The sequence below is a fragment of the Oculatella sp. FACHB-28 genome (assembly GCF_014696015.1).
In the GTDB taxonomy this organism is placed as follows: domain Bacteria; phylum Cyanobacteriota; class Cyanobacteriia; order Elainellales; family Elainellaceae; genus JAAUTN01.
Genome location: NZ_JACJPJ010000050.1, coordinates 88321 through 100683, shown reverse-complemented (window position 1 = coordinate 100683; position 12363 = coordinate 88321). Strand labels below are relative to the sequence as shown.

Genomic DNA, 12363 nt, shown 5'->3' with positions numbered 1-12363 from the left:
ATGTCTCTCGTTGTCGCAACCTTTTATAAGTTCGTTAAGCTGCCTGACTTTGCTGAGAAGCAAGCTCCATTGCTGGACTACTGCAACCAGCAAGGAATCAAGGGGACAATTTTGTTGGCAGAAGAGGGCGTGAACGGAGCGATCGCCGCTCCCCGTCAAGCCATTGATGCTGTCCTCGCCTTTCTGCGATCTGACCCCCGTCTAGCCGACCTGGAACATAAGGAATCTTTTACCGATTCCCCTCCCTTTGATCGGCTGAAAGTGCGGCTAAAAAAAGAAATTGTCACGCTGGGGCTTCCCGAAGTTGACCCCAATGATCAGGTTGGCACCTACGTCAGCCCGCAAGAGTGGAATGCGTTGATTTCTGACCCAGAGGTAACGGTAATCGATACGCGCAACGACTTTGAAGTGGCGATCGGTTCCTTTCAGGGCGCGCAAAACCCTCAAACAAATTCATTTCGCCAGTTTCCCGACTACGTTCGGACTCAGCTTGACCCGACCCAGCACAAAAAAGTCGCGATGTTCTGCACAGGCGGCATTCGCTGCGAAAAAGCCTCTTCCTTCATGCTGCAACAGGGCTTTCAGGAGGTTTATCACCTGAAAGGTGGCATCCTCAAGTATTTAGAAGAAGTCCCTGCTGACGCAAGCCTCTGGCAAGGTGAATGCTTTGTGTTTGACCAGCGCGTTGCGGTTCAGCATGGCTTGGCTCCGGGCACTCACGACCAGTGCTTGAGCTGCGGTCGCCCCATTTCTGATGCAGACAAGGCTTCTCCCCAGTATCAGGAAGGAATTTCCTGTCCCTATTGCTTTGACGGACTAACAGAAGAGAAAAAAGTACGGCAGGCAGAAAAACTACGGCAGATGCGGTTGGCACAGCAAAAAAACGTGCTTTAGCAGATGCTTATACGGAATCCGTTTCGTAAAGAAGTACTGTTTTGGTGTATGGGCGAAGCATTCGCTGAAAAGGCTGTGCTTGTGTTGCAGAGGTCGTAACCCAATGCCTCGCCCATATAGTCGGGATGATAAATTTCGTAGGTTGGGTGAAGCGCAGCGTAACCCAACACTTGCAGAGATCTCTCGTTGGGTTTCGCTCTGCTCCACCCAACCTACATCAGCTACATCAGTCGCTTTGCCCAAACGCTAAACCCTCTGAGCGAAGTAGTCGAGCAGTTCACGGTGTAGAAAGCGATAGCGCCCGCCGACTCGCTGAAGCAATCGACGCTCAACGCAGTAGTTGAGGAAACGGGCTAAGTTCCAGGGAACAATGCCGCTCTGCCAAAGAACCAAGCGCAGGCAGAGATGTTGGATAAGGGGTAAGTAGCTTGAACAAACTAGAAATCCAAGAACACAAAAAATAATTTGATAGTAAGTACTCTGTATTAGAAAGGGTAAGAAAGAAAAACCATAAAAGAGAATTAGAACTAGAGATGCAACCTTCAGGGATTCTTGTAATCCTTGATTAGGAGTTGATGTTTCCTTCATCTCTTCTGTTACTAAAACAGAAACTGAACTTATGATTAGGAACAGTACAAAAGTTGCCAGAATTGGAAGGAAGGTAATCATATTGAAAATTAGATTAAGCAGCCATCCACCTTCCTGTCTAATCATTCTTATGTATTGAAAACTTAGTTCACCTGCTAGGGCGTGATGGGGATATCTAAATTTGTCCGTACTTGCCAAAGATAATCTGGTTTTCTGACTAATTCTTGCATAGGATTTCTTGAGTTTAATACCTAGCCTCCTCATACCAATTAGATTGGCTAATTCTCCCGAAAGCATATGCATAGAAACAATGGCTGGTACTAGTGGTGCTAAAATGTTATGCGCCATCAATAAAGCCATTGTTGATGAGAAAACAAGAACTTCATCTCTTAAATCTTTTAACGAGGGAAGTTTCAATCGGAATCTGGAAGACAAATCGATGTGATGGAGTATGGGTATATATTCTCTGTATACTCTAGGTAGTTTCTTTTGTGATAGAAGGCAGTACAGTTGAATAAAGGGATAACTTATAAGCCTAGCTCCATCAGCTTTAGAGCTAGTAGAAAAAATAAATCCACCCGCTAAACCAAATATTAGGATACTAGTGAAAGTAGACGACCAAGAAACTGGATGATTTGCTGGAATCCACTGTGAATAAACGACTGTAGCAATGGTTCCAGTAGTTAATAGGTTTCCAATGAAAAGAAATAACCAATACTGCCATTGTCGAAATTTGTTACTCAAATTATAAGGCTGTATATCTTCGATCAAAAATTCTATTTGATTTTCATCTCTCAGGGTTTGTGCTATCCACCAGAGCGTTCGTAGTGTTTTCTGCCGTTTGGGTTCTAACTCAGGCGTTTTGTATGCCCACTGTCGCTGCTTAATTTCTTTGTGGCGATCGCTTTCCCTCACATCTTTCGACAACTGCCGCTCCACATATTGCTCTAACAATCCAGTCTTGGTTTGAAACGGGTATTGAGGGTCATAAACTTTGGCAGCAAGGCTGATAAACAAAGGCACTCGCAACAGTCCAACATCACCTTTATCATCAGATTCCAACAGGTTTTTTAGGGCAGGCACGGACTGAATCATTGACCAGAGATCAGGGCGATTGACAGTATTCAAATACTCCTGAATTTGTTCATCGGTGAGTGGTTCAAGACATACCGCTCCTCTCAGATTATCGAGTTTGAAATTCGCCTGAGCAAACTCCTTCACTCGGCAACACACCACCAGATGAGGATAGTGTTTGGCAAACTCATTTAGCTTGCGGGTGCATTGCTTTTGTCGCTCTAGCCCCAGTTCATCCAGCCCGTCTAACAGCGGCAACAGCACTTGCTGGTCTAACCATTGGTCATAGCGCTTGGCTTTTGGGTTGCCACCATGCAGGTCATAAAGCTGTTCGATCAACCAGTCTTGAATGCTCTGGTTATCATTGCGCCAGGTAGACAGTTCAAACAGGACTGGAATTACCGTTTTGGCCTGGGCAAGGGCACCACATACCAGTTGCTCTGCCAGACTTAACAGAGCGGTGGTTTTGCCTGCGCCCGGAGTTCCTAAAATCAGCAGCTTGCCTTTGATATCATCCTGCCCAAACGTTTTAATGAGCATCTGATGCATATCGAGGATGCCCCGGTCTTCACCCTGCACCTGCAAGCGGCGGTTGGCTTCGAGCCGCCCTACCCACGACAACTGCTCATTTATGGATAGCTGCATTAGGCAGCGATCGCGCCCTAAGGTATCGGTCAACCGTTTATGAATGTCGGGTAGCTGCTTGTCTCTTAGTAACCGAAGCGCCCAATTCCAATCGACAGACGAAGATACGGGCTGACCAAACAACCGCAGAATGATGTGGTTGATCGTGACCTGGTTATCCTGGCTGTTCTGAAAACTAACCGCATCTTGTCCAGCCTGAACCAGTTGAACCTGGCTATTTTCAATCTGGCTCCCATCAATGTCCTGATTCTGAGAAGCCATCACTCCTGCCCATTCTGAATATCACTGGATTGATTCATCTCCTCAAAAGATTCTGTAACTTCTCAAAGGAGTCGCAGATCTGAACCCCAACATACTTTGTTCAAATGCCAAAGAATGCAGCAGCAATGCCTAACCAGGGAGCAACTGCCTTAAAGATCTCCGTCCCGGTCTGCCACAGACTTTTTCCAGCTTCGGTGGTGTCCTTCAAGGTTTTCATCGTTTCACTCACCTGCTTCAGGTTTTGCCCCACCAACTCTTTACTAGGGGTTTCCTTACCTGCCTCTCGTTTTGCAGGACGTAGATAGTCAAGCAATTCTTCTTGCTGGGTGGAGTCAAGGGCTGATTGCTTTACCGCTGCTTCCAACTGTTCTAAAAGCGTTACGACCTCTATCCCGGTGATGCCCTGCTGCTGAGTATCTAAGCTTCCGGTCTGGCTTTGCTGAATGTTGCTTCCTGCTTGCCCAAGCTGCATCATGCCGCCTGTTAATATGACGTTGCTGAGGCTCTGCGATTGATTGGGTGATCTAGACTTGGATGGCTCAGATGGGGGCTTTTTGCCAAACATCATCTTTCAGGTCAAAGAATTCTCTTTATCATAAGCAGTCGATTTGAGTGACGCAATGAACGAAGGAAGCTGGAGGAATGGATGCGATCGCCCTCCATTGCTTTTACAGAAAGTTACGTTCTGAGTAAGTTATGAGTGCAGCCAAAGCTTTAGACTCTATAACAATTGGTGTTTAACTCCTCAAATCCCATCAGACTCCTATGTTTCCACTTCATCGCCCTCGTCGCCTCCGCAGCCATCCTCAGCTTCGACGCATGGTGCGTGAGCATACTTTAACCACAAGCGATCTGATCTATCCCCTCTTTGCAGTGCAGGGCGAGGGAATTGCCCAAGAAGTCCGCTCAATGCCGGGAGTTTACCAGCTTTCAGTAGACAAAATCGTAGAAGAAGCGAAGGAAGTCTATGACCTGGGGATTCCAGCAATCATTCTGTTTGGCATTCCGGCGGACAAAGACGTTGAGGCGACCGGAGCCTGGCACGATCACGGCATTGTGCAGGTTGCTTCCCGTGCTGTGAAAGAAGCGGTGCCAGACCTGCTGGTGATTGTGGATACCTGTCTCTGTGAGTACACCTCTCACGGTCACTGTGGCTATTTGGAAGTCGGCGATCTGTCTGGACGGGTGTTGAACGATCCGACCCTAGAGCTATTGAAGAAAACAGCAGTTTCCCAAGTAAAAGCGGGAGCTGATATCATTGCGCCTTCGGGTATGATGGATGGCTTTGTCCAGGCAATTCGGGCAGGGCTGGATGAAGCGGATTTCCAAGATGTGCCGATCATGTCTTATGCTGCCAAGTATGCTTCGGCGTACTATGGACCATTTCGTGATGCAGCAGAGTCTACACCCCAGTTTGGCGATCGCCGCACCTACCAGATGGACCCCGGCAACGGCAAAGAAGCGCTCAAAGAGATTGAGCTAGACATTGCTGAAGGTGCAGATATGCTAATGGTCAAGCCTGCTCTGGCTTACATGGACATCATTTGGCGCGTTAAGCAAGCCACCAACCTGCCCGTAGCTGCCTACAACGTTTCTGGTGAGTACGCGATGGTCAAAGCAGCCGCCCTTAACGGCTGGATTGATGAAGAGCGCGTCGTCATGGAAACACTAACAGGCTTCAAGCGATCGGGTGCTGACCTAATTTTGACTTACCACGCCAAAGATGCAGCCCGTTGGCTGAATGGGTAGTTAGGGGATTGGGGATTAGGGGTTAGGAGATCCCTGAAATGAGTTTCAGTTTCATTTCTAATTCCAACCCCCCAATTTCCAACCCGCAATTTGATACTTTCTGCAAGACTGCTATAACTGATCTGAAAACTGGGAACATAACCATTTCAGTAGTTATCCTGAGACAGAGAAAGTTCTGGTGTTGTCAATGCTGAAAATCGCTTATTCACTTGTGCTAATGGGGTCGATGTTACTGCCGCTGGCGGGACTGCCTCAGCCTGCGATCGCCCAAGATTCAGACAATGAGGATGAAGTGCAGGTTGTACCTGTGACAGGGTTCCTTGGCGTTTGTGAGTTAAACACCCTGTCAGGTCTTACCTTCATCGACGAAGAGACTGGCGAAGTGCGGATTTTGGCAGACTACTGCCCAACTGAAACTGCTACCCGACTATCTTTAACCGAGGAAGGGGAAGAATTTTGGCAGGCGTTTCTGAGTGTTGCTAGCCCTAACGCTATTGAGTTTGCGTCCAAAACAAACCGTCAAGAAGTTGCAAACTATGGTGCGACGGTGTGCGTCGTCATGGACGAAGGTTCTAGTCTCCAGGAAGTTCGGCAGCTTCAACTCGAGGGGGGCTTGCCTGCTTCTTTCGATGCAGCGGTCAATGTAGCTGCCATCAACACCTATTGCCCAGAGTACCGTGCGGAAATTGGTCGATAAGAGGGTTCAAAGACAATGAGGTAGAGACGTATTTGCTGCGTCTCTACTCAAGCTACGGTGCAGAAGATTCGATTGGGTGGATGACTGCTTCGGGTTCAGGTTCAATCATCATTTGTCCCGCCAGTGCATAGGCTAGCAAGTAAGTAAAAGTCAAGCCGACAAAGGCAATTTTGGCGGTTAAGGCAGTTGGCGATCGCTTGACTGCTAGTTGCTTTGGGGGAGTTTGTACCCGCATGAATTCGTTTACCTTTCTAGACAATTTTTAGGAACAGATCTGATTTCCTACTTTTCTAGAAAAACATATCAGGGGTACTTCTGCTTCCACCTCAAGTTATTCAAGGCTTAGAGCGTTTCACCATCAAAATACTGCTGCAGAGCGATCCCCTGGGCCGACGGCATCTGCCCATAGGTAAAGACATACGAAATATCGGGGGGTAGAACCGAAATAAACTGCTCCAGAATATAGGGACTCCCATAAATTACCAGGGCTTGCAATTGATCAGTTTTAACTAAGAATTGAAACCAATCCTGGGCAATCTGCGTTTGTCCTGCGCTACCGCGAAATGGATTGCCTCGGATAAACAGTTGCAGCAAGGTTGGGCACGGAGGCGTGTTCCAATCCAACAGTAGCTCGGGTGTATGGCAATCAATGATTTCGGTTTGATAGCCGCGAGCTTGCGGAAGAGCGATCGCCGGCGTGTGTTTTCCCAGGAAATCGCGCTCTAGAGCATCATCCACCAAAATCAGATTTCTCAGTTCCCCAGTTTGAGTAGACCGGAGGCGAGCGTTAGCTGGATGGTGAACCTGCATCGAGTCTCGTAGAATTTGAGCAACAGAGGCGATCGCCTCTGGCTGGGCTAGCCGCTCAAGCTGAACTGGCGGTGGTGAAACTTGTTCCCAAGCGTGAGAAGTACTGCCCTGCAAATCTGGAGCGCACACCTTTTGCTTTGCTTGCCAGATCCGCTCAACCGAAGCCTGAATTCGCTCTGGAGCAATTCGCCCTGATTCAACTGCCTCACAGATTGCCTGAATTGCACCGGCTGGATCAATCGGCATCAGGAGAATATCTGCCCCAGCTTCAACGGCTAACACGGGCGCTTCATTTGCTCCATAGCCGTTGGCGATCGCTCCCATGATCAGCGCATCCGTGACAATCAGTCCGCCAAAGCTCAATCGCTGCCGCAACTCCTCTGTCAAAATTCGATAAGACAGCGTGGCTGGATATTTCTCATCCAATGCCGGAATTTGTAGATGAGCGCTCATCACCGCATCCACTCCAGCGGCGATCGCCCGTTTAAATGGTGGCAACTCTACCTCAGCCAACCGCTTTTGAGCGTGCGTGAGAATAGGCAACTCCAGGTGAGAATCCGTCGCTGTATCGCCGTGTCCGGGGAAATGTTTGGCAGCAGTCAGAACTGGATGCTGCTCTGCCCCTCGGATAAACGCAGTTGATAGCCGACTCACGACATCTGGCGTTTCCCCAAAAGCCCGCACATTAATTACTGGATTCTGAGGGTTGTTGTTCACATCCACCACCGGAGCCAGCACCCAGTTGATACCAATCGCAAGTGCCTCTTCAGCCGTGAATGCACCCATTTGCTCAGCATACTGTTCAGCTTTGGCGAGATCCTGTTGAGCGATCGCAGCAAGCGCAAACGGTGGCGGAAACCAGGTCGCTCCAGCAAATCGCTGCCCTACGCCTTCCTCAATGTCTGCCGCGATCAGCAGCGGAATTTTAGCCCACTCTTGAAGCTGGTGCGATCGCAATCCCACCTCCGCCGCGCTACCCCCCAGCAAAATCACTCCACCCACTGCCAAATCTTCTAGCCAGTGACGCAAAGTTGCTGTTGGAGGCTCCCATGCAGGATAGCGAATCTGATGGTCAAACAGGTGCCCAGAAGCGCGAACTACCACCATCTGAGCCACCCATTCTGGCAAAGACAAAGTTTCCCAATCGGGCAAGGTAGACACGTTTACTGCTTAGCTCCCATGCCATCTTCATTCACTTCTTCGTCAAAATCATCCTCATCAAAGTCATCCTCGTCAAAGTCATCTTCGTCAAAGTCATCCTCATCAAAATCGTCCTCAGCGAGGCTACTTTTAACCGCAGCATCGTCAGCCAGTTCCTCGTCTAAGGGAGAATCCTTGCGCTCCTGGCTCAGTCGATTCAGTAGCGATAATACCTGGGTGCCGCGCTCAAGCGAACGATCTTCAACGAAGATAACCTCTGGAGTTCGACGCAGCCGCATTCGGTGACCTAACTCACCGCGAACGAATCCAGTTGCAGATTTCAACCCCGCCATCGTCGCAGCTCTGGCTTCATCGGTGCCATAGATGCTGACAAAAATCTTGGCGTGCTGCAAATCACCTGATACATCCACATCAGTGACACTCACCATGCCCGCTCCAACACGATCATCTTTAATGCCAGACATTAGCAACTGGCTAACCTCTCGCTTGATCAACTCAGAAACACGGGCAACACGACGACTGGTAGCCATAAAACTTTTCTCTAGCGTTTACACAGGGGGAGCGGGTTGATTTTTCGTACCTAGCGCACGGAAAATCCAACCTTTAAAGCACCTAGCCCCTAACCTAACCCCAACATAGCGCGTAGAGTGAAACCCACGAAGGTTAGTGCTGCTACGAGGAAAATGCTGGTGGCGATCGCCGTCGAGGGGCGCTTAAACAAAGGCAGCAATGGGCTAACCAGGGTCAGCAAGATGCCCAGCGATATCGTAATCAGAAAGCGAGGATAGCGGGAAATGTTGTTCAAAAACTCTTGCATGATTCTTAGCCAAAATAACGCCTTTGCAGCGAGTTAAAAATATTAAAGAAGCCAGCTAGCGTCAGTTAAAGTCAAACACTCTCTAATAACGCTCCTCAATATTGTACGAGTTTCGCTGCAAGAGTTTCACAGCCCCAAAGTTGGTTCAGTTAAAGCCAACAGAAAACTGCAACTACAGCAAACTGATCAAACTGCTCACCCTAAAAAGTGAGCCAATAGCTTCCCTTACTCTGTTAGGACATTGGTTTTAGGGCTTGCACAAGTCCTGGCTTTTGCTTTTCACCCCTAACCCCCAATTCCCCTAAAAACCATGCAAAACCAACTCGAACTAGGCAAGGAATATCCGCCCGCAAACGAGGCGGAGTTGATTCGAGAAATTGAACTGATCAGTTTGAAGTTGCTTGAGCAAGACTATCCAGCAAATTTGCGTCCAGCAAAACGGGATGCTCATGCCAAACATCACGGCTGTGTCAAAGCAGAATTCATCGTAGCAGATGATTTACCTGATGAGTTGCGAGTTGGCATTTTTAAGGAACCACGACGCTATCCCGCCTGGGTGCGCCTGTCTAACGGAGCCAGACAGCCCCAACCTGACGCCAAAGGCGACACTCGTGGAATTGCCATTAAGCTACTAGGTGTAGAAGGTGAGAAGGTACTAGAAGCGGAAAAACACGAGCAAACCCAGGACTTTACCCTGGTGAATCATCCGGTTTTTGCAATTCGCAATGCTCAGGATTATCTAGAACTGTTTAACCTGCGAAAGCAAGGAGAGAAACAGATTATTCGCTTCTTCTTCAATGGCATCAATCCGCTAAAGTGGCGTTTGCATGAGTTTGGCATCTCCAGAGCGATCAACAAAAAGAAAATTCCCAATCCGCTGACGATTCAATATTGGAGTATGGTGCCTTATCAGTTCGGCTCCAAAGCTGCTCGGTTTTCAGTCAAACCCACAAATGTAGAGAATGCGCCAGAGGGCGATCGCAGCTCAATGCACTACCTGCACGAAGTCATGGTGAAACACTTGGCAAACCAGGAAGCAACCTTTGACTTCTTAGTGCAGCTCCAAACCGATCCGGTGAAGATGCCAATTGAAGATCCAACGATTGAATGGGACGAATCCCTATCTCCTTATCGAAAAGTCGCAACTTTAAGAATTCCACCCCAAACCTTTGACTCCCCTGAACAAATGGAATTTTGCGAGAATCTCTCGTATACCCCTTGGCATTCCATCCCAGAACACAAACCGCTAGGTGGAATCAATCGCGTTCGCAAGGTGGTTTACGAATCTCTGGCGAATCTGCGACACGACTTAAACGGCGTTCCTCGCCAAGAACCGACCGCAGCAGAATTTCCAGATTAGTCAGGATGAGCAGGGGCGATCGCACTACCATCTAAGAATTCTCAGAGAGGTGTTCCTATGGCAATCACACTCAACCGCGCCGATCGAGTCGTGCTTCACAACATTAGCTGGCAACAGTTTGAGAATTTGCTGAAGGATTTGGGCGATCGCCGCTCTGCCCGAATTGCCTATGACCGAGGCACCCTGGAAATTATGACCCCCCTACCAGAACACGAATACTTCAAGGAAACGATTGGTGATGCAGTAAAAGATATTGCTGAAACGCTGGAGCTAGATTACGAAAGCTATGGCTCTACAACCTGGCGACGAGAAATCAAACAAGCAGGCCTTGAACCCGATAACTGTTTCTACTTCCAGAATGAGGCTCTGGTTCGCGGCAAGCTCAACTTTGACCTGAACCAAGACCCACCACCCGACCTGGCGTTGGAAATCGACATCACCAGCAAATCGCTCGATCGCTTTCCTATCTATGCTCGGTTAGGCGTTCCAGAACTTTGGTGCTACGACAACGGAGCGCTCAAAATCTATCATCTGCAATCCGATCAGTATGTAGAGGCAGAACGCAGCCTGGTTTTTCCAATGCTAGAAATCCAGAAGCTCCCTCAAATTATTGAAGCTCATCGAAATGCTGGAAGGTTAGCACTGCGGCGATCGGTGAGGGAGTGGGCACGGGAAGGAATGAGGAATGAGGGATAAAGACGTATTTAAGCTGTAGGAAGTAACTGTAAACAGGAGGTGCCCATAAAAAAGAGGCAAGCAATGCTTACCTCTACGGAGGGGTTCCCAAACGATTGTCAAAAATTGCTGAGGAGGAGAGTTCGTTCGCTGTGGCTGTTGGAGAGCTTCAGTTGAACGTAACTTTAGATTCAATCCCTTCAGCGGCGAATCCGCAAAAGTTTAGGATAGAAATAGTCGCAGCTTAAAATATCCCGCCCTTTAAACCATGACAGCTTCCCAAGTAGCTTCCGTTTCCTTGACTGCCCTGGCTCAGCAAACCCGTGAGGCGGCGCGCAAGCTGGCAGTTTTGCCAACTGATGCTCGCAATCGGGCCATTGAGGCAATCGCCCAATCCCTCGAAGCATCTACTCCAGAAATTTTGGCAGCAAACCAGGCAGACTGTGAAGCAGCTCTGGCAGAAGGGTTGGCAAAACCGCTATACGGGAGGCTGAAGCTGGATGCAAACAAGCTCCAAGGGGCGATCGCTGGAGTACGCGATGTAGGCAAATTGCCTGACCCCGTTGGCAAAGTCACGATTCACCGAGAATTGGATGATGGGCTGGTGATGCAGCGAGTCGCTTGTCCGTTAGGTGTTTTAGGCGTAATTTTTGAATCGCGCCCCGATGCGCTGGTACAAATTGCGACGTTGGCAATCAAGTCTGGAAACGGGGTAATTCTCAAAGGCGGCAAAGAAGCGGTGCGGTCTTGCACTGCACTCACCCAAGCGATTCACAATGGGCTAACTCAGGCAGGAGTTGATCCGGCGGTCGTTCGGTTGCTCACGACCCGTGAAGAAACTCTGGAACTATTACGGCTTGACCAATACGTTGACCTGATCATTCCCAGAGGCTCAAACTCGTTTGTGCGCTTTGTCCAGGAAAATACTCGAATTCCAGTGCTAGGACACGCGGACGGCATTTGTCATTTGTATGTAGACAAAGCCGCTGATATTCAAAAGGCAGTGGCGGTCGCCATTGATGCAAAAGTCGGCTACCCGTCTGCCTGCAACGCGATCGAAACGCTTTTGGTTCATCAGGCGCTCGCTCCAGATTTTCTCCCAGAAGTTGCTCAAGCGCTTCAAGCCAAGCAAGTAGAGTTACGAGGAGATGAATCTAGCCGCAGAATTGTAGAGATGGCAGTCGCAACTGAAGCAGATTGGTCAACTGAGTACAGTGATCTGATTTTGTCGATTAAAGTGGTGGATTCTTTGGATGAGGCGATCGCCCATATCAACACCTACGGCTCTCGTCATACAGAGGCGATCGTCACCGAAGACGACACAACCGCCGCAACCTTCGTTGCCCAAGTCGATGCAGCAGGCGTATTTCAAAATTGCTCAACTCGCTTTGCTGATGGCTTTCGCTACGGCTTTGGGGCAGAAGTAGGCATCAGCACCCAAAAAATGCCGCCGCGTGGTCCCGTTGGGCTAGAAGGACTTGTCACCTACAAATATCAAATCAAAGGTGACGGGCATATCGTGGCAACCTATTCTGGTGCAAACGCAAAACCTTTCACCCACCAGGATCTGTAGTGTCTTAGCACAACAACTACAATGCAGGAATAGTTCATCAGCTCTTTTAATGCTTAGGA

Annotated in this window: 11 protein-coding genes and 1 pseudogene; 6 read left to right on the top strand and 6 right to left on the bottom strand. The window is 48.9% G+C overall.

Going from position 1 to position 12363, the window contains the following annotated elements; translation table 11 throughout:
* A complete protein-coding gene (locus H6F88_RS10190) occupies window positions 1-894 on the top strand; it encodes a rhodanese-related sulfurtransferase (RefSeq protein WP_190642641.1) in 894 nt (297 codons plus the stop codon).
* A 246-nt stretch (window positions 895-1140) separates the two neighbouring features.
* Here the strand turns inward: H6F88_RS10190 and H6F88_RS32620 are convergent, their stop codons facing one another.
* The gene (locus tag H6F88_RS32620; protein ID WP_199333535.1) at window positions 1141-3462 is read right to left on the bottom strand and encodes an NACHT domain-containing protein; all 2322 of its coding nucleotides are present in this window, start codon (window positions 3460-3462) and stop codon (window positions 1141-1143) included.
* A 100-nt stretch (window positions 3463-3562) separates the two neighbouring features.
* On the bottom strand, window positions 3563-4030 hold the full coding sequence (locus H6F88_RS10180; RefSeq protein ID WP_199333534.1) for a hypothetical protein: 468 nt from the start codon (window positions 4028-4030) through the stop codon (window positions 3563-3565).
* Window positions 4031-4227: 197 nt separating this feature from the next.
* Between H6F88_RS10180 and hemB the strand changes: the two genes are divergently transcribed.
* Together hemB and H6F88_RS10170 are read left to right on the top strand one after the other, a co-directional pair.
* Window positions 4228-5211 (top strand): porphobilinogen synthase, encoded by a 984-nt coding sequence (hemB, locus tag H6F88_RS10175; RefSeq protein ID WP_190642640.1) that lies wholly within the window; start codon window positions 4228-4230, stop codon window positions 5209-5211.
* Between the two features lie 217 nt (window positions 5212-5428).
* Complete coding sequence (locus H6F88_RS10170; RefSeq protein ID WP_190642639.1) at window positions 5429-5908, top strand: DUF732 domain-containing protein; 480 nt, start codon at window positions 5429-5431, stop codon at window positions 5906-5908.
* 52 nt (window positions 5909-5960) lie between these two features.
* Here H6F88_RS10170 and H6F88_RS10165 read toward each other — a convergent pair whose 3' ends face one another.
* The 4 genes and pseudogenes from H6F88_RS10165 to H6F88_RS10150 all read right to left on the bottom strand — a co-directional run bounded on the left by H6F88_RS10165 (window position 5961) and on the right by H6F88_RS10150 (window position 8696).
* Entirely contained in the window at window positions 5961-6143 is a 183-nt protein-coding gene (locus H6F88_RS10165) for a hypothetical protein (protein ID WP_190642638.1), read from the bottom strand.
* 107 nt (window positions 6144-6250) lie between these two features.
* Window positions 6251-7879, bottom strand: a complete 1629-nt coding sequence (locus H6F88_RS10160; RefSeq protein WP_190642637.1) for a glycoside hydrolase family 3 N-terminal domain-containing protein — start codon at window positions 7877-7879, stop codon at window positions 6251-6253.
* Window positions 7880-8052: 173 nt separating this feature from the next.
* Window positions 8053-8409, bottom strand: a pseudogene (gene rbfA, locus H6F88_RS10155) (30S ribosome-binding factor RbfA); the annotation flags it as partial.
* Window positions 8410-8498: 89 nt separating this feature from the next.
* Window positions 8499-8696 (bottom strand): DUF751 family protein, encoded by a 198-nt coding sequence (locus H6F88_RS10150; protein WP_190642635.1) that lies wholly within the window; start codon window positions 8694-8696, stop codon window positions 8499-8501.
* A 310-nt stretch (window positions 8697-9006) separates the two neighbouring features.
* Between H6F88_RS10150 and H6F88_RS10145 the strand changes: the two genes are divergently transcribed.
* From H6F88_RS10145 to H6F88_RS10135, 3 genes are all read left to right on the top strand, one after another.
* Window positions 9007-10056, top strand: a complete 1050-nt coding sequence (locus tag H6F88_RS10145) for a catalase family protein (protein WP_190642634.1) — start codon at window positions 9007-9009, stop codon at window positions 10054-10056.
* A gap of 57 nt (window positions 10057-10113) precedes the next feature.
* Window positions 10114-10752 (top strand): Uma2 family endonuclease, encoded by a 639-nt coding sequence (locus H6F88_RS10140; RefSeq protein WP_190642633.1) that lies wholly within the window; start codon window positions 10114-10116, stop codon window positions 10750-10752.
* A 247-nt stretch (window positions 10753-10999) separates the two neighbouring features.
* Complete coding sequence (locus tag H6F88_RS10135) at window positions 11000-12304, top strand: glutamate-5-semialdehyde dehydrogenase (protein ID WP_190642632.1); 1305 nt, start codon at window positions 11000-11002, stop codon at window positions 12302-12304.
* The last annotated feature ends 59 nt before the right edge of the window (window positions 12305-12363 follow it).

What these genes read in the sequence shown, in the direction of transcription:
- H6F88_RS10150 (WP_190642635.1), bottom strand. Translation starts at nt 8,696, where the DNA reads ATGCAAGAGTTTTTGAACAACATTTCCCGCTATCCTCGCTTTCTGATT.
- hemB (WP_190642640.1), top strand. Translation starts at nt 4,228, where the DNA reads ATGTTTCCACTTCATCGCCCTCGTCGCCTCCGCAGCCATCCTCAGCTT.
- H6F88_RS32620 (WP_199333535.1), bottom strand. Translation starts at nt 3,462, where the DNA reads ATGGCTTCTCAGAATCAGGACATTGATGGGAGCCAGATTGAAAATAGC.
- H6F88_RS10165 (WP_190642638.1), bottom strand. Translation starts at nt 6,143, where the DNA reads ATGCGGGTACAAACTCCCCCAAAGCAACTAGCAGTCAAGCGATCGCCA.
- H6F88_RS10170 (WP_190642639.1), top strand. Translation starts at nt 5,429, where the DNA reads ATGGGGTCGATGTTACTGCCGCTGGCGGGACTGCCTCAGCCTGCGATC.
- H6F88_RS10145 (WP_190642634.1), top strand. Translation starts at nt 9,007, where the DNA reads ATGCAAAACCAACTCGAACTAGGCAAGGAATATCCGCCCGCAAACGAG.
- H6F88_RS10180 (WP_199333534.1), bottom strand. Translation starts at nt 4,030, where the DNA reads ATGATGTTTGGCAAAAAGCCCCCATCTGAGCCATCCAAGTCTAGATCA.
- H6F88_RS10140 (WP_190642633.1), top strand. Translation starts at nt 10,114, where the DNA reads ATGGCAATCACACTCAACCGCGCCGATCGAGTCGTGCTTCACAACATT.
- H6F88_RS10190 (WP_190642641.1), top strand. Translation starts at nt 1, where the DNA reads ATGTCTCTCGTTGTCGCAACCTTTTATAAGTTCGTTAAGCTGCCTGAC.
- H6F88_RS10135 (WP_190642632.1), top strand. Translation starts at nt 11,000, where the DNA reads ATGACAGCTTCCCAAGTAGCTTCCGTTTCCTTGACTGCCCTGGCTCAG.